This window comes from Streptomyces sp. Qhu_M48, assembly GCF_051305195.1.
Classification (GTDB): Bacteria; Actinomycetota; Actinomycetes; order Streptomycetales; family Streptomycetaceae; genus Streptomyces.
Genome location: NZ_CP195432.1, coordinates 103,015 through 121,621 on the forward strand (window position 1 = coordinate 103,015; position 18,607 = coordinate 121,621).

At 71.8% G+C, this 18,607-nt stretch carries 17 protein-coding genes and 1 pseudogene; 8 read left to right on the forward strand and 10 right to left on the reverse strand.

The genetic code is table 11. From position 1 onward, the window contains the following. Positions 1–33: 33 nt before the first annotated feature. The 3 genes from nhaA to ACRRSS_RS00520 all read right to left on the reverse strand — a co-directional run bounded on the left by nhaA (position 34) and on the right by ACRRSS_RS00520 (position 6,404). Positions 34–1,431 (reverse strand): Na+/H+ antiporter NhaA, encoded by a 1,398-nt coding sequence (gene nhaA / locus ACRRSS_RS00510; protein WP_435969282.1) that lies wholly within the window; start codon positions 1,429–1,431, stop codon positions 34–36. A gap of 301 nt (positions 1,432–1,732) precedes the next feature. Continuing rightward, positions 1,733–3,688, reverse strand: a complete 1,956-nt coding sequence (acs, locus tag ACRRSS_RS00515; RefSeq protein WP_435969283.1) for an acetate--CoA ligase — start codon at positions 3,686–3,688, stop codon at positions 1,733–1,735. 325 nt (positions 3,689–4,013) lie between these two features. Next, positions 4,014–6,404 (reverse strand): SulP family inorganic anion transporter, encoded by a 2,391-nt coding sequence (locus ACRRSS_RS00520; protein ID WP_435969284.1) that lies wholly within the window; start codon positions 6,402–6,404, stop codon positions 4,014–4,016. Between the two features lie 302 nt (positions 6,405–6,706). Here ACRRSS_RS00520 and ACRRSS_RS00525 point away from each other — a divergent pair, with 302 nt between their 5' ends. Then, a complete protein-coding gene (locus ACRRSS_RS00525) occupies positions 6,707–8,083 on the forward strand; it encodes a hypothetical protein (protein ID WP_435969285.1) in 1,377 nt (458 codons plus the stop codon). Positions 8,084–8,100: 17 nt separating this feature from the next. On the opposite strand, the gene ACRRSS_RS00530 is transcribed toward ACRRSS_RS00525, so the two are convergent. After that, the gene (locus ACRRSS_RS00530; RefSeq protein ID WP_435969286.1) at positions 8,101–9,087 is read right to left on the reverse strand and encodes an ATP-binding protein; all 987 of its coding nucleotides are present in this window, start codon (positions 9,085–9,087) and stop codon (positions 8,101–8,103) included. Between the two features lie 102 nt (positions 9,088–9,189). Here ACRRSS_RS00530 and ACRRSS_RS00535 point away from each other — a divergent pair, with 102 nt between their 5' ends. Then, positions 9,190–10,008, forward strand: a complete 819-nt coding sequence (locus tag ACRRSS_RS00535; protein WP_435969287.1) for an oxidoreductase — start codon at positions 9,190–9,192, stop codon at positions 10,006–10,008. Positions 10,009–10,480: 472 nt separating this feature from the next. On the opposite strand, the gene ACRRSS_RS00540 is transcribed toward ACRRSS_RS00535, so the two are convergent. Continuing rightward, entirely contained in the window at positions 10,481–11,332 is an 852-nt protein-coding gene (locus ACRRSS_RS00540; RefSeq protein WP_435969288.1) for an HAD family hydrolase, read from the reverse strand. A gap of 452 nt (positions 11,333–11,784) precedes the next feature. Between ACRRSS_RS00540 and ssd the strand changes: the two genes are divergently transcribed. The 3 genes and pseudogenes from ssd (at position 11,785) to ACRRSS_RS00555 (ending at position 14,233) form a co-directional block, all read left to right on the forward strand. Then, on the forward strand, positions 11,785–12,930 hold the full coding sequence (gene ssd, locus ACRRSS_RS00545) for a septum site-determining protein Ssd (protein WP_435969289.1): 1,146 nt from the start codon (positions 11,785–11,787) through the stop codon (positions 12,928–12,930). After that, a pseudogene (locus tag ACRRSS_RS00550) lies at positions 12,927–13,769 on the forward strand (TadA family conjugal transfer-associated ATPase); the annotation flags it as partial. The gene ssd and the pseudogene ACRRSS_RS00550, both read left to right, overlap by 4 nt. A 233-nt stretch (positions 13,770–14,002) precedes the next feature. After that, positions 14,003–14,233, forward strand: a complete 231-nt coding sequence (locus tag ACRRSS_RS00555; protein WP_435969290.1) for a helix-turn-helix transcriptional regulator — start codon at positions 14,003–14,005, stop codon at positions 14,231–14,233. Here ACRRSS_RS00555 and ACRRSS_RS00560 read toward each other — a convergent pair. Continuing rightward, entirely contained in the window at positions 14,214–14,447 is a 234-nt protein-coding gene (locus ACRRSS_RS00560; protein WP_435969291.1) for a hypothetical protein, read from the reverse strand. The genes ACRRSS_RS00555 and ACRRSS_RS00560 overlap by 20 nt on opposite strands. Before the next feature lie 15 nt (positions 14,448–14,462). Further along, complete coding sequence (locus ACRRSS_RS00565) at positions 14,463–14,951, reverse strand: glycine-rich domain-containing protein (protein ID WP_435969292.1); 489 nt, start codon at positions 14,949–14,951, stop codon at positions 14,463–14,465. Positions 14,952–15,578: 627 nt separating this feature from the next. Between ACRRSS_RS00565 and ACRRSS_RS00570 the strand changes: the two genes are divergently transcribed. From ACRRSS_RS00570 to ACRRSS_RS00580, 3 genes are read left to right on the forward strand one after another with little or no spacing between them, the layout of a single operon-like run. After that, positions 15,579–15,842 (forward strand): hypothetical protein, encoded by a 264-nt coding sequence (locus ACRRSS_RS00570; protein ID WP_435969293.1) that lies wholly within the window; start codon positions 15,579–15,581, stop codon positions 15,840–15,842. Next, positions 15,811–16,347, forward strand: a complete 537-nt coding sequence (locus ACRRSS_RS00575; RefSeq protein WP_435969294.1) for a DUF6879 family protein — start codon at positions 15,811–15,813, stop codon at positions 16,345–16,347. The genes ACRRSS_RS00570 and ACRRSS_RS00575 overlap by 32 nt, the downstream gene beginning before the upstream one ends. Before the next feature lie 12 nt (positions 16,348–16,359). Then, positions 16,360–17,235 (forward strand): helix-turn-helix domain-containing protein, encoded by an 876-nt coding sequence (locus ACRRSS_RS00580; protein ID WP_435969295.1) that lies wholly within the window; start codon positions 16,360–16,362, stop codon positions 17,233–17,235. 47 nt (positions 17,236–17,282) lie between these two features. On the opposite strand, the gene ACRRSS_RS00585 is transcribed toward ACRRSS_RS00580, so the two are convergent. Genes ACRRSS_RS00585 through ACRRSS_RS00595 form a run of 3 tightly spaced genes read right to left on the reverse strand, consistent with a single transcriptional unit; the run spans position 17,283 to position 18,607 of the window. Further along, on the reverse strand, positions 17,283–18,005 hold the full coding sequence (locus tag ACRRSS_RS00585) for a collagen-like protein (protein WP_435969296.1): 723 nt from the start codon (positions 18,003–18,005) through the stop codon (positions 17,283–17,285). Next, positions 18,002–18,334 (reverse strand): hypothetical protein, encoded by a 333-nt coding sequence (locus tag ACRRSS_RS00590; RefSeq protein WP_435969297.1) that lies wholly within the window; start codon positions 18,332–18,334, stop codon positions 18,002–18,004. The genes ACRRSS_RS00585 and ACRRSS_RS00590 overlap by 4 nt, the downstream gene beginning before the upstream one ends. 30 nt (positions 18,335–18,364) lie before the next feature. Continuing rightward, positions 18,365–18,607, reverse strand: coding sequence for a hypothetical protein (locus ACRRSS_RS00595; RefSeq protein ID WP_435969298.1), 243 nt, complete (start codon positions 18,605–18,607; stop codon positions 18,365–18,367).

Below are 18,607 nucleotides of genomic sequence, written 5' to 3' on the forward strand. Positions count from 1 at the left end.
GTCCGAGTTCTCTTCTACGCGGTCCGACTCAGATCATGCCGGACGGTCGGCCCCGTCGCGCGGTGCCCCCGCCAGTTGGGCGCGCTCACGGTGTTCGGCGGCCTTCTTCTCGTAGATCTCGGCCATCCGCAGGTGGTACTCCGGGTTGTCCTGCTCGTAGATGTCGGGGATGCCGTCCTGGTCCTCGTCGCGCTCCTCCTCGGAGACGAGGGCCTGGTACTTCCGTACCCGCAGCTTCAGCAGGACGGAGGCGAGGACGGCCGCGATGAGCGAGCCGATGAGGACCGAGGCCTTCACCTCGTCGGTGAGGGTGGCGTCCCCGGCGAAGGCGAGCTCGCCGATGAGCAGCGAGACGGTGAAGCCGATCCCGGCGAGGGAGGCGATGGCGAAGACGTCCGGCCAGGCCAGGTCGGGGTTGAGCTCCGCCCGGGTGAAGCGGGCGGCGAGCCAGGTGCCGCCGAAGATGCCGACGGCCTTGCCGACGACGAGTCCGAGGACCACGCCGAGGGTGACCGGCTGGGTGAAGACGTCGTGGATCGCGCCGCCGGAGATGCTCACGCCCGCCGAGAAGAGCGCGAAGAGCGGGACGGCGAGGCCGGCCGAGAGCGGGCGGACGAGGTGCTCGATGTGCTCGCCGGGGGAGTGCTTCTCGCCCTCCCGGGTGGTGCAGCGCAGCATCAGGCCCATGGCGACACCGGCGATCGTGGCGTGGACGCCGCTGTTGTACATGAGGGCCCAGATGACCAGCGCCAGCGGGACGTACACGTACCAGCCGCGGACCTCCTTGCGCAGCAGCAGCCAGAAGACGACGAGGCCGGCCACGGCTCCGCCGAGCGCGGCGAAGTCCAGGTCGCTGGTGAAGAAGATCGCGATGATCAGGATCGCGAAGAGGTCGTCGACGACGGCGAGGGTGAGCAGGAAGGCGCGCAGCGCGGAGGGCAGGGAGGTGCCGATGACGGCGAGGACGGCGAGCGCGAAGGCGATGTCGGTCGCGGTGGGGACGGCCCAGCCGTCCATGGAGCCGTTGCCGACGGCGTTGACCAGGGCGTAGACGAGGGCGGGCGCGGCCATGCCGCAGAGCGCGGCGACGACGGGGAGCGCGGCGGCCTTGGGGTCGCGCAGCTCGCCCGCGACGAGCTCGCGCTTGAGCTCGATGCCGGCGACGAAGAAGAAGACCGCGAGGAGGCCGTCGGCCGCCCAGTGCTGGATCGACAGGTCGAGCCCGAGGGCGGCGGGGCCGATGTGGAAGTCGCTGACGGTTTCGTAGCTGCCGCTCAGCGGGGTGTTGGCCCAGACGAGGGCGACGACGGCGGCGGCGAGGAGCAGGATGCCGCCGACGGTCTCGGCGCGCAGGGCGTCGGTGAGGTAGCGCCGCTCGGGCAGGGAGAGACGGCCGAGAAACTTGCGTTCGGTCGGTGAGGGCGCGGCCACGGGGGAATCCTCCGGTCGGTGGGCAGGGCAGAGCACATGCCGACCAGACTTCCCGGCGCACCTAGGTTTCTTGTCGCGTCATTGACGCGGTCCTTACTCTACCTAACGAGTGCGGGTCGTGTCCGGCGAGAATTACTTTAGGGAGATTTGCCCCGTTCGTCCTGCCGGATGCGGTCCGCCGGGCGGGGCCCGGGGGAAACGATGCCGACCCCTGGAAGAGGGACCGCCGCTGATACGTGAACGCCCGCCCCCAGCGGATCGGGGCGGGCGTTCACGTCGTACGGGTCGTGCGCGTCGCCGCTCAGTCCTCGCTGGAGGCGGCCGGCAGCTGGGTCTGGATGAGCGACATGACGGAGGAGTCCGTGAGGGTGGTGACGTCCCCCAGCTCACGGTTCTCGGCCACGTCGCGCAACAGACGGCGCATGATCTTGCCCGAGCGGGTCTTCGGCAGCTCCGCCACCGGCAGCACCCGCTTCGGCTTGGCGATCGGGCCGAGGGTCGTGCCGACGTGGTTGCGCAGCTCGGCGACCAGGGTTTCGTCCTCGCTCGCCGAACCGCGCAGGATGACGAAGGCGACGATGGCCTGACCGGTCGTCTCGTCGGCCGCGCCGACGACGGCCGCCTCGGCGACAGCCGGGTGCGAGACGAGGGCCGACTCGACCTCGGTGGTCGAGATGTTGTGGCCCGAGACGAGCATGACGTCGTCGACCCGGCCGAGCAGCCAGATGTCGCCGTCCTCGTCCTTCTTGGCCCCGTCACCGGCGAAGTACTTGCCCTCGAAGCGGGACCAGTACGTGTCGATGTAGCGCTGGTCGTCGCCCCAGATGGTGCGGAGCATCGACGGCCACGGCTCGGTGAGGACCAGGTAGCCGCCGCCACCGTTCGGGACCTCGTTGGCCTCGTCGTCGACGACGGTCGCGGAGATGCCCGGCAGCGGGCGCTGTGCGGAGCCCGGCTTGGTCTCGGTGACGCCCGGCAGCGGCGAGATCATCATCGCGCCGGTCTCGGTCTGCCACCAGGTGTCCACGATCGGGGTCCTGCCGGCGCCGATGTGGTCGCGGTACCAGACCCAGGCCTCGGGGTTGATCGGCTCGCCGACCGAGCCGAGCACCCGCAGGCTCGACAGGTCGAACTTGGCGGGGATGTCGTCGCCCCACTTCATGAACGTGCGGATCGCCGTGGGCGCGGTGTAGAGGATCGTGACGCCGTACTTCTGCACGATCTCCCAGAACCGCCCCTGGTGCGGGGTGTCCGGGGTGCCCTCGTACATGACCTGCGTCGCGCCGTTGGCCAGCGGGCCGTAGACGATGTACGAGTGCCCGGTGACCCAGCCGATGTCGGCGGTGCACCAGTAGACGTCGGTCTCCGGCTTGAGGTCGAAGACGGCGTGGTGGGTGTAGGCGGCCTGCGTGAGGTAGCCGCCGGAGGTGTGCAGGATGCCCTTCGGCTTCCCCGTGGTGCCGGAGGTGTAGAGGATGAAGAGCGGGTGCTCCGCCTCGAAGGCCTCCGGGGTGTGCTCGGCGGACTGGCGGGCGACGATGTCGTCCCACCACACGTCGCGGCCCTCGGTGAACGCGGTGTCCTGGCCCGTACGACGGACCACGAGGACGTGCTCCACCTGCGGACACTTGGCGACGGCCTCGTCGATGGCCGGCTTGAGGGCGCTCGGCTTGCCTCGGCGGTAGCCGCCGTCGGCGGTGACGACCAGCTTGGCGTCGGCGTCCTGGATGCGGGAGGCCACGGCGTCGGCCGAGAAGCCGCCGAAGACCACCGAGTGGGCGGCGCCGACGCGGGCGCAGGCCAGCATCGTGATGGCGGCCTCGGGGATCATCGGCAGGTAGACGGCGACGCGGTCACCCTTGCGGACACCCAGCTCGGTCAGGGCGTTGGCCGCCTTGGAGACCTCGTCCTTCAGCTCGGCGTAGGTGATCGCGCGGCTGTCGCCCGGCTCGCCCTCGAAGTGGATGGCGACCCGGTCGCCGTGGCCGGCCTCGACGTGCCGGTCGACGCAGTTGTACGCGACGTTCAGCTCGCCGTCCGCGAACCACTTGGCGAACGGCGGGTTCGACCAGTCGAGGGTCTCGGTCGGCTCGGTGGCCCAGGTCAGGCGCTTGGCCTGCTCGGCCCAGAAGCCCAGCCTGTCCGCCTTGGCCTGCTCGTACGCCTCCGCCGTCACGTTGGCGTGCGCGGCCAGCTCGGCGGGCGGCGAAAACCGTCGCTCTTCCCGAAGCAGATTGGCCAGGCTTTCGTTGCTCACGACATCTCCCTTTCCCAGGGCGTCCTCTGTGCGTATGTGTCCCGCGTCATACCTCATCAGTCAGATGCCCGGGTGACAAGAGTCTCCAGGGAATTGGTTTAGACCTGTGAGTGCCTTGACGTGGCTCGACGCGGGGTGGCCCCTTCTTCCCGAGCGGTGGGAGAAGGGGCCACACAGTCTCACGGACGGGGAGGGCGGATGGTTCAGGACGCGCGCCCGCCGCCTGGGTGGGCCGGATCGGAGCCAGACCCCGCCGCCCCGGTGCCGGCCCGCGTGTGCCGGTGTCAGCACGCCTGCGCCGGGTGTCGGCCCGCGTGCGCCGGTGTCAGCACGCGTGCGCCGTCTCCCGGACATCCGTCGGCATGACCTGGGTGAAGACGTCGTCGTAGCTGTGCAGCTCGTCCGTACCGGCGAGCAGGTACGCCTGCGCCTCGCCCACGTGGAAGTACATGCCCTGCAGCGTGAGCGTGCCCTCGGCGAGCCGCCGCGCCACCGGCTCGTACGCCCGCAGGTGCTCCAGCTGCTGGACCACGTTGGTCAGGCAGAGCTGCTCGACCGCGTCCGCCGGGAGGCGTCCGGAGATCCGGGCCCAGGCGTGGCGCCGGCTGGCCATCCGCTCCAGGCTGGGCCGACCGTGCCGCAGCCAGCGCCGGAGCGGGCTCGGCGGGTCGTCCGGGCCGCCGTTCAGCAGGGCCTGCATCGCGCCGCAGCCGGAGTGTCCGCAGACGGTGATCGACTGCACCCGCAGCACGTCCACCGCGTACTCGATCGCCGCCGCCACCGAGTCGTCGCCGCTCTCCTCACCGGGCAGCGGGACGAGGTTGCCGACGTTGCGCACGGTGAAGAGGTCGCCGGGCCCGCTCGACGTGATCATGCTGGTCACGAGGCGGGAGTCGGCGCAGGTCAGGAAGAGCTGTGAGGGGCTCTGGCCCTCCCGGGCGAGCCGCGCGAGCTCGTCCCGTACGAGCGGGGCCGTGTTCCGCTGGAACTTGCCGATGCCGCTCGCCAGATGCAGCCCCGTCGTACGCCGGGGCCCGGCGGGCGTGGCGGGCTCGGTGGTCCCGGCGCTCTCCTGGGGCGGGTCGGCCGGCGCCTCCCCGCACTGGTGGTTGTGCCACGGCGTCCAGGGGCGGCAGCAGGTGTGCGCGGCGGCCGCCGCGGCGGTGGCGGGGGAGGGCTCGGCGATCCGCACGCCGGCCGGGCCGGTCGTCTCGACCGTGCCGCCGTGGGCGAGGTGCCCGGCGGTCCAGTCGCTCAGCGTCTCGTAGGCGGCGTGGTCCATGAAGGAACCGTCCAGTTCGACCACCACGTCGGACCCCCGCGGCAGCTGGTGCAGGGCCCGGCTGAGCCGGGGCACGGCGAGGAAGGTCAACTGTCCCCGGACGTGCAGCAGATGGCGCCCGTCCCGCTCCTCGCGGGTGATCCGGGTGCGGGTCAGCCGCTGCAGGGCGACCGCGATGGCCACGGCGATGCCGAGGGCGACACCCTCCAGGATGCCGATGAGGACGACACCCGACACGGTCACCACGTAGACGACGACCTCGCGGTGCCGGGTGACCGTACGGATGTGGGTGATGCTGACCATCTGGATGCCGACCACCATCACCAGGGCGGCGAGCGCGGGCAGCGGGATCAGGTCGAGCACGGGAACGAGCAGCAGCGCCGCGAGCACGATCCAGAGGCTGTGCAGCATCGTGGAGGAGCGGCTCACCGCGCCCGCCGAGACGTTGGCGACGCTGCGGACCGCGACTCCGGCGACCGGCAGCCCGCCGAGCGCGCCGGAGAGCATGTTCGCCGCGCCCTGGCCGGCGAGTTCGCGGTCCAGGTTCGAGCGCGGGACGCCGACGCCGCCGTCCGCGCGGGCGGCGACCAGTTTGTCGACCGCGACGGCGGAGAGCAGGGACTGCACGCTGGTGACCAGGGTGATCGTGAGCACCCCGGCCAGGATGCCGAGCACGGGGCCCTCGGGCAGGCCCGGCAGGGCGTGGCTGCTCCAGGACGGCAGGTCGACGCGGGGCACGGCGAGCCCGGCGAGGGTCGCCACCACCGTCGCTCCGGCCACCGCGACCAGCGCGGCCGGGACCTTCCGTACGAGCTTCCCGGCGCGGCCCGGCAGCCGGGGCCAGCACAGGAGCACGGCCACGGTGAGGGCGCTGAGGCCGAGCGCGACCGGGTGGACGTGCGCCACCTGGGCGGGCAGGCCGAGGACGTTGTCGACGGCGGAGCTCTGCGGGGTGCCGCCGAGCACGATGTGGAGCTGGGCGAGGGCGATGGTGACGCCGATGCCGGCCAGCATGCCGTGCACGATCGCGGGCGACACGGCGAGCGCCGAGCGGGCCACCCGGAGGGCGGACAGACCGAGTTGGGCGAATCCGGCGAGGACGGTGATGGCGCAGGTGGTACGCCAGCCGTACAGCTGGATGAGCTCGGCGGTCACCACCGTGAGGCCGGCGGCGGGGCCGCTCACCTGGAGCGGGGAGCCGCCGAACCGGCCGGCCACCAGGCCGCCGACGGCGGCGGCGACGAGGCCGGACTGGAGCGGGGCTCCGGTGGCGAGCGCGATGCCGAGCGAGAGCGGCAGCGCGATCAGGAAGACGGCGATCGAGGCGGACAGGTCGGCGCCCGCGACGCGGAAGCGGCGGGGCCGCTCCGGCGGGCTGTGGGGCCGCTGGACGCGGGGTCGGGTCGTGGTGCGGTCGGGGGTGCAGAGGGTCATTCCCGTCTCCTCCGGGGCAGCGCGGTCGCGGTTCGTGGGGACGAACATGGGGGCTCGCGGCCGTGGGTCACGGCGTGCAGCGGCGGGATTCCCGATGGGGTCCCCGCCAGGGGCGAGGATCAACGCTCGGTAAATGGATCGTAATGGAGAGTAAAGTCTCCGGCATTATTTTCGGGGCAAACAGGGCAATGATTCACCGGTTCCGGTGATAGGTGGACGTATTGCCGCTTGTCGTTTCATCTCTCCGGTCGTCGCGGTGCGACGTTGACGCCGCTCGCACGGAACCGAGGAGAGGTGGGCGGATGACAGCCGCCGGGAGAAGGACCACTGCCCAGAGGAAGACGCTCGCCGCCGGCGCCCTCGCCGTCGCCCTGATCACCGGCCTCGCCGGCTGCTCGGGCTCCGACGGCACCGCCACGAAGGGCGCGCAGGGCGGCGCCGGCACCAAGAAGGGACCGGCCGCGGCCCCGCAGACCGTGCCCCGCCTGATCGGCGACGGCTCCACGGCCTTCACCGGCGCCCAGCCCCGCCAGCCCGTCTGGCAGAAGCTCAAGCCGGGTGAGACGCCGCCGCAGTTCGTCGTCTTCTCCTGGGACGGCGCCGGCGAGGACAGCCAGAAGCTGTTCTCCCACTTCCGCTCGGTGGGCAGGAAGTACGACGCCACCATGACGTACTTCCTCAGCGGCGTGTACCTGCTGCCCGAGGAGAAGAAGGCCCTCTACGACCCGCCGCAGCACAACGCGGGGCGCTCCGACATCGGCTTCAACGACACCGAGGGCATCCGTGCCACCGTCCGCGAACTGCGCGGCGCGTGGCAGGAGGGCAACGAGATCGGCACCCACTTCAACGGGCACTTCTGCGGTGCCGAGGGCGGCGTCGGGACCTGGTCCGTCGAGGAGTGGAAGAGCGAGATCAAACAGGCCAAGTCCTTCGTCAAGAACTGGAAGACCAACTCGGGGCTGCGCGCGGAGCAGCCGCTGCCGTTCGACTACGACAAGGAGCTCGTCGGCGCCCGCACCCCCTGCCTGGAGGGCCGGACCAACTTCGTCCGGGCGGCGGCGCAGCTGGGCTTCCGCTACGACACGAGCGGCGTCAACGACCAGATCTGGCCCAAGAAGGACCTGGGCCTGTGGGACCTGTCGCTCCAGCTCGTGCCGATGCCGGGCCGCGCCTTCCAGACGCTGTCCATGGACTACAACTTCCTGGTCAACCAGTCCCCGGGCACGACCCAGGGCGACCCGAACCAGCGCGAGTACTGGGGCGACCAGATGCGGGACGGCCTGGTGCAGGCCTTCGAACGCGCCTACAAGGGCAACCGGGCGCCGCTCGTCATCGGCAACCACTTCGAGTCCTGGAACGGCGGCACGTACATGCGGGCCATCGAGGAGACCATCGCCACGGTGTGCGTGCAGAAGGACGTCAAGTGCGTGTCCTTCCGGCAGCTCGCCGACTGGCTCGACGCCCAGGACCCCGACGTCATCGCCAAGATGCGCACCCTGAAGGTCGGCGAGGCACCGGCGGCCGGCTGGAAGACCTTCCTCGCCTCCCAGCCGGCGGCCCCGGCCGCCCCGGCGACCGCACCGGCGGCGGGCGTGGCGGGTTCGGCGGCGGACGCGGCAGCCCCGGCGGCGGACATGCCCGTTCCGGCGGCGGACGCCAAGCAGGCTGAACGGCGCTGAGCCCCTCGGCCGGGCCGTCAGCCGAGCTGCGGTAGGGCCATCGGTTCGCCGAGCACGAAGTCGGGGTCGACCTGGGCAGCCAGGTCGGCCCCCGTCTTGGCGTTGCCCCAGCTCTCCGCGTTGCGCAGGTGGAAGTGGACCATCTGGCGCGTGTAGCGCTCCCAGTCGCGGTCGGCGTACGAGTCGTCCGCCGCGTCCTGGAGGGCCTGGAGCGACATGCGGTTCTCCGCCTCCAGGAGCTCGAAGCGGGGCGGGCGGCCCTTCTCCATCGCGCGGACCCAGTCCGAGTGGCCCACCGTCACGAGCAGGTCGTCGCCGACCTCCTCGCGCAGGAAGTCGAGGTCGTCCCGGCCCTGCACCTTGTTGCCGACGACCTTGAGCGCGACCCCGAAGTCCCGCGCGTACTCCTTGTACTGGCGGTAGACCGAGACGCCCTTGCGAGTCGGCTCGGCGACCAGGAAGGTCATGTCGAAGCGGGTGAAGAGGCCGGAGGCGAAGGAGTCCGAGCCGGCGGTCATGTCGACGACCACGTACTCGTCGGCGCCGTCGACCAGGTGGTTCAGGCAGAGCTCCACCGCACCGACCTTCGAGTGGTAGCAGGAGACCCCGAGGTCCGACTCCGTGAACGGGCCGGTCGCCATCAGGCGGATGTCCCCGTCGTCGAGCGGGACCGTCCGCGCGCAGGCCTCGTACACCGGGTTCTCCTCGTGGACCCGCAGCAGCCGCGAGCCCTCCCCGGGCGGCGTCGTCTTGATCATCGTGTCGGCGGAGGCGATCCGCGGGTTCGTGCCCCGCAGGTACTCCTTGATGAGCGGCAGGTGCGCGCCCATGGCGGGCAGCCCGGCGGCCTCCCCCTCGGTCAGGCCGAGCGCGGCGCCCAGGTGCTGGTTGATGTCGGCGTCGACGGCTACGACCGGGGCTTCGTTGGCGGCGAGGTGGCGGATGAAGAGCGAGGACAGCGTCGTCTTGCCGCTGCCGCCCTTCCCCACGAAAGCGATCTTCATGTTCACCTAGCGTAGTGGCATGAACGCACCCCGTGGTCAAGGTGCGTGAAGAAGACCACTCCATCGTGGGGCGGGCCCACGGGGCGCGTAGCCTCCCTACTTATGAGTACGCACGCCTCTGACCCCTTGGCCGCCCTCGGCTCCCTGCCGGGCGTCGCCGACGCGGTGGACTCCGTACGCAAGGCCGTCGACCGGGTCTACGGCCACCGTGTGATGCGCCGCCGCAGCATCGAGATCTCCTCCGAGGCGGCCCTGCGCGGCGCGCGCGGCTCGGCCGCCCTCTCCGGTGCCGACTGGGCCCTGGAAGAGGTCCGCCGCCGCAGCGACTTCAGCGCCGACCCCGAGGCCCGCACGGTCGGAGCCGCCCTGAGGCTCGGCTCCGAGGCCGGGCAGCTGCTCTCCATCTGGCGTCAGTCGCCGCTGCGGGTGCTCGCCCGGTTCCACCTGGTCGCCGCCGGCGACCCCGGCGAGTCGGTGGGGCGGCCCCGGCTGGACGGCGAGAGCGTCGACGAGCCGCTGGTCACGACCCCGGCACCGACGCCCGCCGAGGTCGCGGGACGGCTCGACGGCCTGGCGGAACTGATCGTCGCGGGCGGCGACGCCCCCGCGCTCGTGACGGCCGCGGTGGTCCACGGCGAGCTGCTCGCCCTGCGCCCCTTCACCTCGTACAACGGCTTGATCGCGCGGGCGGCGGAACGGATCGCGCTGGTCGGCAGCGGGCTCGACCCCAAGGCGATCTGCCCGGCGGAGGTCGGCCACGCGGAACAGGGACGGGCCGCGTACCTCGCCGCCTTCGAGGGGTATCTGTCGGGGACCCCGGAGGGCGTGGGCGGCTGGATCGCGCACTGCGGGCGCTCGGTCGAGCTGGGTGTCCGTGAGTCGACGGCCGTCTGTGAGGCGCTGCAGCGCGGCGCGGCCTGATCCGGGTCGGCCCCGTCGGGCCCGGTCCGGTCCGGTCGGGGTGGGGTCGGGCCCGGTCCGGTCGGCTTGGGTCGGGTCGCGTTGGGTCGGCTCGGGTCGGTGTTGGGGTCGCGCAGAGGGCTGGTGGGGGCCGACATGATTCAGGGCCCCCTCGCGGGGGCCCTGAAAGGGTTGCGGCGGCACCCGTTCAGGTACCGCCGCTGGCACGTCCACCCAGTTACCAAGCGTCCTCGATATATGCCCATCAGGCCGGGAACTTTGCCCGTGGCCTGGTGCAGCTGGCCCGTAATCGACGGGTCGACGTCGCGTGGGTGCTCGGCTTCTGTGCTAGGTCCGTGGGGCCTTCATGCTCAACAGGTGATCCTCTCGGATGTCCTTGGTCTCGCGGGCCTGATTCCTTTCTACTCCTGTCGGGGTAGAAGCGAAAGTGCTGGCTCCACTTCTCTTGCCCACGGTTCATATCAGGGCAAAGTCATCCAAGGGTCGAGGAGGCGTGCGCGGCCTGCCGCCGCCGGGCGGCGTACCAGACGAGCCCGGCCCCCACGGCCGCCGCACTCACCGCCGCCGCGGCGACGAGGGTGGGACGGGGCGGCATGCGGAACTCGGGGAGCCGCTGCTTGAGCCGTACCGGCTTCTCGAAGGTGAGAACCGGCCATTCCTGAGCCGCGGCCTCACGGCGCAGTGCACGGTCCGGATTGACCGCGTACGGGTGGCCGACGGCCTCCAGCATCGGGATGTCGGTCGCCGAGTCGCTGTACGCGTAGCAGCGCGAGAGGTCGTACCCCTCCGAGAGCGCGAGCTCCCGGACGGCCTCGGCCTTCGTCGGGCCGTAGGCGTAGTACGCCACCTCACCGGTGAAGCAGCCGTCCTCCCCGACCACCATCCGGGTGGCGACCACACGGTCGGCCCCGAGCATCTCGCCGATCGGCTCGACGACCTCGGCGCCGGAGGTCGAGACGATCACGACGTCGCGGCCGGCGGCGTGGTGCTCCTCGATGAGGGACGCCGCCTCGTCGTAGATGATCGGGTCGATCAGGTCGTGAAGGGTCTCGGCGACGAGCTCCTTCACCTGGGCGACGTTCCAGCCTTTGCAGAGAGCGGAGAGGTATTCGCGCATCCGCTCCATCTGGTCGTGATCGGCCCCACCCGCCAGGAAGACGAACTGGATGTAGGCCGTCCGCAGGGCGGCGCGGCGGCTGATCAGTCCGCCCCGGTAGAAGGACTTGCTGAAGGTCAGGGTCGAGGACTTCGCAATGACCGTCTTGTCCAGGTCAAAGAAGGCGGCTGTGCGCGGCAAGGAGTGGTTTTCCACAAGCCTGAGCATAGGTGCCCGCCATTCGGCGTACGCTGGGGCGCGTGGGTTTGCCTGAGAAGGCTCTCGGGTACACCATGGAAGTCACGGATCGTTCGCGACCGTGCTAACCCGGCCCGGCTCCTCCCCCCCCCGAGTCGGCCGGAAAGACGACCCCCGCTCTCCCCCCCGGCGGGGGTCGTCGCATGTCCGGAGCCGTTTTGGCCCTGTGTGACACCGCCATCTCCCTTCTCCAGCCCGTCGGCCGCGCTTCCGTCCGACGCGTCGCCGGACTCTTGATTCGTCACTCACGGTAACCGGCGGGTTCCGTTCCGAACAGCCCCCCGGGCGGGTGGCGAAGATATTCACAGGGCTTCGGATATCCACAGTTTTTCGGCACGCTCCCCAGGATTTTCGGCACGGCCCCACGGTGATTCCTGTCGCGAAGTTCGCGGACGGCAGGAAACACGACAGGAGTGTGTGCCATGGAGGCATCCAGGACTTCCGGGGCCAGGGGTACGGCGTGGACTTCGGCGCCGAGCGGGCCGGAGACGCCCGGCGCGGACGAACCGCGCCGCACGGGGCCGCTGATCGTCACCGAGGACCTCGGGCTCCTCGACGACCTCCTGCGGCTGTGCGCCGCGGCGGGGGTCGAGCCCGAGGTGCACCACCGGGTGCCGGAGCGGCGGGCGAGCTGGACCGACCCGCCGCTCGTCCTGGTCGGCGACGACGCCGCCGCCCGCTGCCGGGGAGCGGCGCGCCGCCCCGGCATCGTCCTCGTCGGCCGCGACCAGGAGGATCCGGGGGTGTGGCGGCTGGCCGTCGAGACCGGCGCGGAGTGCGTGCTGCGACTGCCGGACGCCGAGAGCCTCCTCGTCGATCGCATCGCCGACGCGGCCGAGGGCGTGGGCCGGCAGGCCCTGACCGTCGGCGTCGTCGGCGGCCGAGGGGGTGCGGGTGCCTCCACCCTCGCCTGCGGCCTCGCGCTCGCCGCCGCCCGGACCGGGCGGCGCACCCTGCTCGTCGACGGCGACCCGCTGGGCGGAGGGCTCGACGTGTTGCTCGGCGGCGAGCGCGAGGAGGGAAGACGCTGGCCCGACTTCGCCGCCTCCAAGGGGCGCCTGGCCGGCGGCGCCCTGGAGGAGTCCCTGCCGTCCGTGCGGGGCGTCCGGGTGCTCAGCTGGGGCAGGGAGCCCGCGGCGCCGGTGCCGCCCGAGTCCGTGCGGTCCGTGCTCGCCGCGGCCCGCCGACGGGGCGGGGTCGTCGTGGTCGACCTGCCGCGCGGAACGGACGCGGCGGCCGCCGAGGCCCTGGCCCAGCTCGACCTCGGACTGCTCGTCGTCCCTGGCGAGTTGAGGGCCGTCGCGGCGGCCCACCGGGTCGCCTCGACCCTCTCCGCCGTCGTGCGCGACCTGCGCGTCGTGGTCCGCGGACCGTACGCGGCGGGGCTCGACGAGCGATGGGTCGCCGACGCGCTGCGGCTGCCGCTGGCCGGTGAACTCCCCTACGACCCGGGGATCGTGGCCGACCAGGACGCGGGGGTGCCACCGGGCGCCGAGCCCCGTGGACCGCTCGGCCGGTTCTGCGACGCCTTCTGGGCCCGTGCCCTCGTGCCCGGGGGTGCGGCATGACCGGGGCAGGGGGAGCGGGCGGTGGCGCGGGGCTTCTCGACGCCGTGCGCCAGCGGCTCGCGGCGAGCGGCTCCGATCCCACCCCGGCGCGGGTGGCAGCGGCCCTGCGGGCCCAGGGGCGGCTCCTCGGGGACGCGGAAGTGCTCGGCGCGGCGGAGGAGTTGAGGTGCGAGCTCATCGGCACCGGCCCCCTCGAACCGTTGCTCGCCGACCCCGCCGTCACCGACGTCCTGGTCTCGGCGCCCGACCGGGTCTGGGTGGACCGGGGAGCCGGCCTCGAACGGGCCCCGGTGTCCTTCCCCGACGCCGCCGCCGTGCGCAGGCTCGCGCAACGGCTCGCGGCGGTGGCCGGACGCAGGCTCGACGACGCCCGGCCCTGGGTGGACGCACGACTGCCCGACGGCACCCGGATGCACGCCGTGCTGCCACCGGTGGCGGTCGGATCGACCTGCCTGTCGCTCCGGGTCGTGCGCCCCCGCGCCTTCACCCTGGAGGAGCTGGCGGCGGCGGGCACGGTGCCGCCGGGCGGTGCCCCGATCCTGCGCGCCCTGATCGACGCCCGGGTGTCGTACCTGGTCAGCGGTGGTACCGGGACAGGAAAGACCACGCTGCTCGCCTCCCTGCTCGGCCTGGTGGGGGAGCGGGAGCGGATCGTCCTCGCCGAGGACTCGGCGGAGCTGCGACCGGACCACCCGCATGTGGTGCGGCTTGAGGCGCGGCCCGCGAACCAGGAGGGCGCCGGCCTCGTGACCCTCCGGGACCTCGTCCGTCAGGCGCTGCGGATGCGGCCGGACCGGCTCGTGGTCGGCGAGGTGCGCGGCGCCGAGGCCGTCGACCTCAACCCCTGGCAAACATCAACACTATCGCCAGACCTAGGCAGCGCGCCCAGGACATGACCGAGCCCCCTACGCCGCGGCGTAGGGGGCTCGACCTGACCACTCCCTGAGCCTGGGGGCACGGGAGGGCCAGCCTGGAATTTCGCGTTCCGGATGAGGTCGGACCCTACCCTTGATCACGAAATTTACCCAGAGGGGTAAAGACAAATGGATCATGAACGACCGACGTTTGACGGATGCCCGCCGAACAGCCCGCCTGGGTGCTCACCCGACGCGTGCAGATCGGTGCCCGAATCCGAGACGCCCGTCTGCATGCCGACCTCTCGCAGGTCGCACTCGGCACTCTGGTGGGCCTTGATCACAAAACGATCCACCGTATTGAGCATGGAATCTCTGATCCCAGTCTCGGAGCCCTGCTCCTGATCGCGCGCGCAACCGGCGCCCCGCTTACGGAGCTGGTGCAGTAACCCCCGCCGCCGTGCCGTTGCCCTCGCAGCCGAGACACGCCTCGCTGTAGAGGACCTGGCGGCCCTCGCCGACGAGGACGACGCGCCGACCACCGCGGCAACTACCGCACCGGCCAGGCCCTCGACGGGTACCCAGGTACTGGCGACTCTGCCGCAACTGGGCCAGGTGCTCGATGAGGGACCCGTACTCGGGGGCCTGCCACTGGGCGCTCATGGCCGGTCAGCCTATCTAGTTGGGGTGGTCGGTGCGGCAGGTCAGCTCACAGTTGGCGTCGCCGCAGCTGGTGTGCTCGCAAGACGCCGCGACGGGCACGCTGCCGTTGGACGGGCCGAGCCAGAGGGTGCGGTCGACGGCGTAGCCGGCCTGCTCGATCCGGGCCTGGGTGCCCTCCAGGGCGGTCGGGTCGTGGCGGGTCGGGTCGGGACGCTCGGGCACGTGGTGGACGAAGTGGCCCAGGTCGCTGCACAGGCGCGCGTAGACCTGCGTGTGCAGGATCAGCGCGTGCCAGCCCTCGTCGACGGTGCGCGAGGGGCGCATCCCCCCGGGCTGCCGGGCGCCGGTGGCGACGAACTTCAGTGCCTCCTCGACGATCCTTTCGGCGTCCGTCAGAGCCATGCCGGCGTTGTTGTCGACAACGGTCGCGGCCACTCCCTCGAACGCGGCGGGGGTGATGAGATCCCTGGGGTTCTTGATCTTCGGGATGGTGGTCGTACTCACTGGGTGGTGCCTCCAGATCTGGTGGGCTGGCTTGTTCGCCTTCGCTTCTTGTGGCAGGAGCAGTCGCAGCGGATGACGAGCGCGACATCGCCGTAGCAGGTCACGACGGGGCCGGGCTGGCACGTGTGGTGCGCCCGCCCGCGGCAGTAGCCAGAAATCACGCTTCCGCCCTGGCTACTCATGGCCGGGCCGCAGGTGTGAGGCCGCGCTGCTCGCGGCATGGGGCGCAGGCGCGGCGGTGCTCGTCGACCAGGACGGACGTCCTCGACGATCCCTTGTGAAAGTCGCACCAGCCGTGGCGGTGGCGAGGGCATCCGCACGGGTCGAATGAGCTGGTGGCGGGGATCTCGGTCGGCCGCGAGATCTGCTCGTGTGAGACGGCCTGGGTCGTCCCGTCCGGGCGTACTCGGTACACCTTGATCGTCATCATGCTGTGGCTCCCGTCGGCCGGTCAGCGGGGACGAGGCACGACGCTAGGGACCGGATGTGCGTGCACACCAGCGTTGTGCACGGCTGTGCACGGATTCAGCCGACCTGCTGCTCTGGCGTGTTCGTACCCTTGACCGAACTACTCGGCAGCGGCACGTTGGTGCACATCAGTGCACACTCCTACAGACGGAGACGAGCATGTCCCTACAGTTCATCGGCGTAGACCCGGAGTCCGGGCAGACGGGGAGCCCGACGGCCTGGGTCGACGAGGAGGCCGGAGACATCGTGCTCCAGAGCTACATCGCCGACGAGGCAACCCGCGCCGAGTGCGTGGAGAAGAACGCGCCCGGCCACGACAAGGTGGTCCCCGAAGGGGAGACGGTTGTACGGATCCCTGCCCACATGGTCCCGATTCTGAGGGAGGCCTGCGATGCCGCAGAACGAGCCGCCGCGGTTCGATGAACTGCTCGCCGGCGCCCGGCGGTCGGCTATCCACCTGGAGCTCCGGGACGTCTACACCGTTCCGGACGAGGCCGCCGACTACCGGCGCTGGCGCGAGACCGGCGAGCGCGACGTCAACCCGGCCTCCGCGTACTGGGCGCCCTGGGCCGAGATGGTGCGGGCCGCGACCGCTCGCGGCGTGGCCATTCGGCGGGTCCGGATCGTGTCGGAGCCGGTGAGCGACTACATCCGGTACGAGCACGCCGGCACGGCAGTGAACGTGGCCGCGGGCGAGGAGGTGCGGTGGCTCCCCCGGGACCAGGCCGTCGGCCTCCTCCTGCCGGTGGTGGACGGGTGGATCTTCGACGAGCAGAGGCTTCTTCTCAACCACTTCACCGGGACCGGCGAGTGGGCCGATGTGCCGATGGAGCTGCGTACGGAGCCCGACCTCGTGAGGGCGTACGCCGACGCCGTTGAGGCAGTGTGGAAGCGTGCTGTCCCGCACGCCGAGTACAAGATCCGATAGCAGGAGCTCATCATGTCCGTCTCCCCGTCGTCCTCGGCGCAGGCCGCCCGCGCGGGTGTTGCGCGCCACCTGCGTGAGCTGCGCGAGGACGCGGGGCTGACGATCACCGAGCTCGCCACCCGGTGCGGGTGGAGCCACTCGAAGGTCTCCCGGATCCAGACTGCCAAGACGCCGCCGTCCAGCCCCGATATCGTCGCCTGGTGCCGGGCCTGCGGCGCCGACGGCCAGGCCGCCGACCTCGTCGCGCTTTCCCGTGACGCCGAAACCATGTACCAGGAGTGGCGCACGCGGGCCCGCAACGGCCTCCGCCAGCTCCAGACCAGCTACACGAGTCTCTACCAGGCCACCAGGACCTTCCGGGTGTACTCGCCCACCCTCGTCCCCGGCATCCTCCAGACCGAGGGCTACATCCGCGCTCTGCTCTCCAGCAACGCGCGGTTGCTCGGCATCCCGGACGACTCCGCCGAGGCCGCCGCCGCCCGGGTCGAACGGTCCCGGATCATCCACCAGGCCGGCCGCCGCTTCGTCGTCGTCATCGAGGAGAGCGCCCTGAGGTACCAGCTCGGCAGCGGCGACGACATGGCCGCCCAGCTCGGCCACCTCCTCACCGCCGGCGCCCTCCCTGCCGTCTCCCTCGGCATCATTCCCATGAACACCCCCGGCCGGACGCTGTGGCCGCAGGAGGTGTTCCACCTGTACGACGACGCCCTCGCCTCCGTCGAGCTGCTCTCTGCCGAGGTGAACATCACCCAGCCCACCGAGGTCGCGCTGTACGAGGCAGCGTTCGAGCAGCTGCGCAGCATGGCCGTGTACGGCGCGGCCGCGCGCGCCCTAGTCCTCAACGCGATAGAGACCCTGCCGGACGCGCAGACGCCTGGCGCGGCTTGAGGTGAACGAGGACATCGCCCCCTCCGCTTCGGCGGAGGGGGCGATGTTCACGGGTACTGGCGGCGGGTCGGGTCCAGGGCGGTGGCCTCGGCGCGCTTGAGCGGGCTCGGGGTGGGTGTGGGTGCGGCCGGGCGTTGGCAGGCGAGGGTGTTCGGGTCGCCGTTGAGCGGCTGCAGCGTGTAGCCGTCGGGGCAGGGCTGGCCGGTCGTGCCGTCGGCGCCGTCCCGGCCGTCGGCGCCGTCCTGCCCCGGCGGCCCGGCGGGCCCTGCAGGGCCGGGCGGCCCGGTGGGTCCTGCCGGGCCCGTGATGGCCGGTCCGGCGGGTCCGGTCGGCCCGGGCGGACCGGTGATGGCGGGGCCTGGCTCGCCCTGGACACCCGGGGGCCCGGTGGCTCCGGTGGCTCCGGGCTCCCCGGGGTCGCCCTTGACTCCAGGGGAGCCGGCGGGCCCGGGGATCGGGACGGGGACGGTGGTGCGCTGCGGTAGGTCCTCAACGGCCTCCTCCGGGTCGGGCGCGGCCGGGGCCTCGCCGAGCGCCTCGACCTGGGCGCGCAGGACGCGGACGTCGCCGGCCAACGTGGATGCCGCGTCACCGCGCAGGTTCGCCTCGGTGATGGCCTCCTCGCGCGCCGCGGTCTCATGGGTGATCCGCATCCACACCAGGACGACGGCGCCGGACAGAACGAGCAGGACGGCGGTGAGCGCGAGGGCGCGCCAGCGGTGAGCGAGGGTGCGGCGCAGGGCGGTGGGATGGCGGTGCGTCGGCGTCACGCGGGGCGTCCTTCCAGCTCGGCGAGGCGCTCGCGTAGGCCGTCGCGTTCGGTGGTGAGTTCTGCGATCTGGCGTTGCAGGGCTGAGGTGTCGGCACGCTCGCGAGCCAGTTCGGCGTACGCCGCCGCGAGCTCCGTCGTCTTGTCGGTCAGCTGCGCGAGGAGCTTGTCGCGCTCCTCCTGGAGGTTGTCGACGAGGGTGGAGTAGCCGCCGAGGACCTGGCCGTCGCGCGCTGAGCGGGACTGGCTGCGGTGACCGACGAGGGATGCGCCGGCCACCGCGACGCCGACCAGGATGGTCCCGAGTGCTCCGAGCGTCGCAGTGTCCACGCGGTGACCTCCGGTCGTGTGGGGCTGGTGTTACTGGCGGGGCGGGAGGGTCAGGTGCGGGGGCTGGTCGGTGCGGAGCCAGCCGGGGAGCAGCCGCTGGACGCCGGGGAGGGCCATCACGCGGGTGAGGCCTCCCGCGACGGCGAGGGCGCCGGCGACCCAGGGCAGGGCCTGGGGGATCCCGGCCGCGTTGACGATGGCGGGCAGGATGACGGCGATGCCGAGGGCGGTCTGGAGGATGGTGCGTAGGGTGCGCTTGTCGGCGTCGGACAT

Coding starts and splice junctions, on each gene's coding strand:
- ACRRSS_RS00570 (WP_435969293.1), top strand. CDS start 15,579: ATGTCCCTACAGTTCATCGGCGTAGACCCGGAGTCCGGGCAGACGGGG.
- ACRRSS_RS00555 (WP_435969290.1), top strand. CDS start 14,003: ATGCCCGCCGAACAGCCCGCCTGGGTGCTCACCCGACGCGTGCAGATC.
- ACRRSS_RS00535 (WP_435969287.1), top strand. CDS start 9,190: ATGAGTACGCACGCCTCTGACCCCTTGGCCGCCCTCGGCTCCCTGCCG.
- ACRRSS_RS00580 (WP_435969295.1), top strand. CDS start 16,360: ATGTCCGTCTCCCCGTCGTCCTCGGCGCAGGCCGCCCGCGCGGGTGTT.
- ACRRSS_RS00530 (WP_435969286.1), bottom strand. CDS start 9,087: ATGAAGATCGCTTTCGTGGGGAAGGGCGGCAGCGGCAAGACGACGCTG.
- ACRRSS_RS00520 (WP_435969284.1), bottom strand. CDS start 6,404: ATGACCCTCTGCACCCCCGACCGCACCACGACCCGACCCCGCGTCCAG.
- ACRRSS_RS00525 (WP_435969285.1), top strand. CDS start 6,707: ATGACAGCCGCCGGGAGAAGGACCACTGCCCAGAGGAAGACGCTCGCC.
- ssd (WP_435969289.1), top strand. CDS start 11,785: ATGGAGGCATCCAGGACTTCCGGGGCCAGGGGTACGGCGTGGACTTCG.
- ACRRSS_RS00595 (WP_435969298.1), bottom strand. CDS start 18,607: ATGTCCGACGCCGACAAGCGCACCCTACGCACCATCCTCCAGACCGCC.
- ACRRSS_RS00560 (WP_435969291.1), bottom strand. CDS start 14,447: ATGAGCGCCCAGTGGCAGGCCCCCGAGTACGGGTCCCTCATCGAGCAC.
- ACRRSS_RS00540 (WP_435969288.1), bottom strand. CDS start 11,332: ATGCTCAGGCTTGTGGAAAACCACTCCTTGCCGCGCACAGCCGCCTTC.
- ACRRSS_RS00575 (WP_435969294.1), top strand. CDS start 15,811: ATGCCGCAGAACGAGCCGCCGCGGTTCGATGAACTGCTCGCCGGCGCC.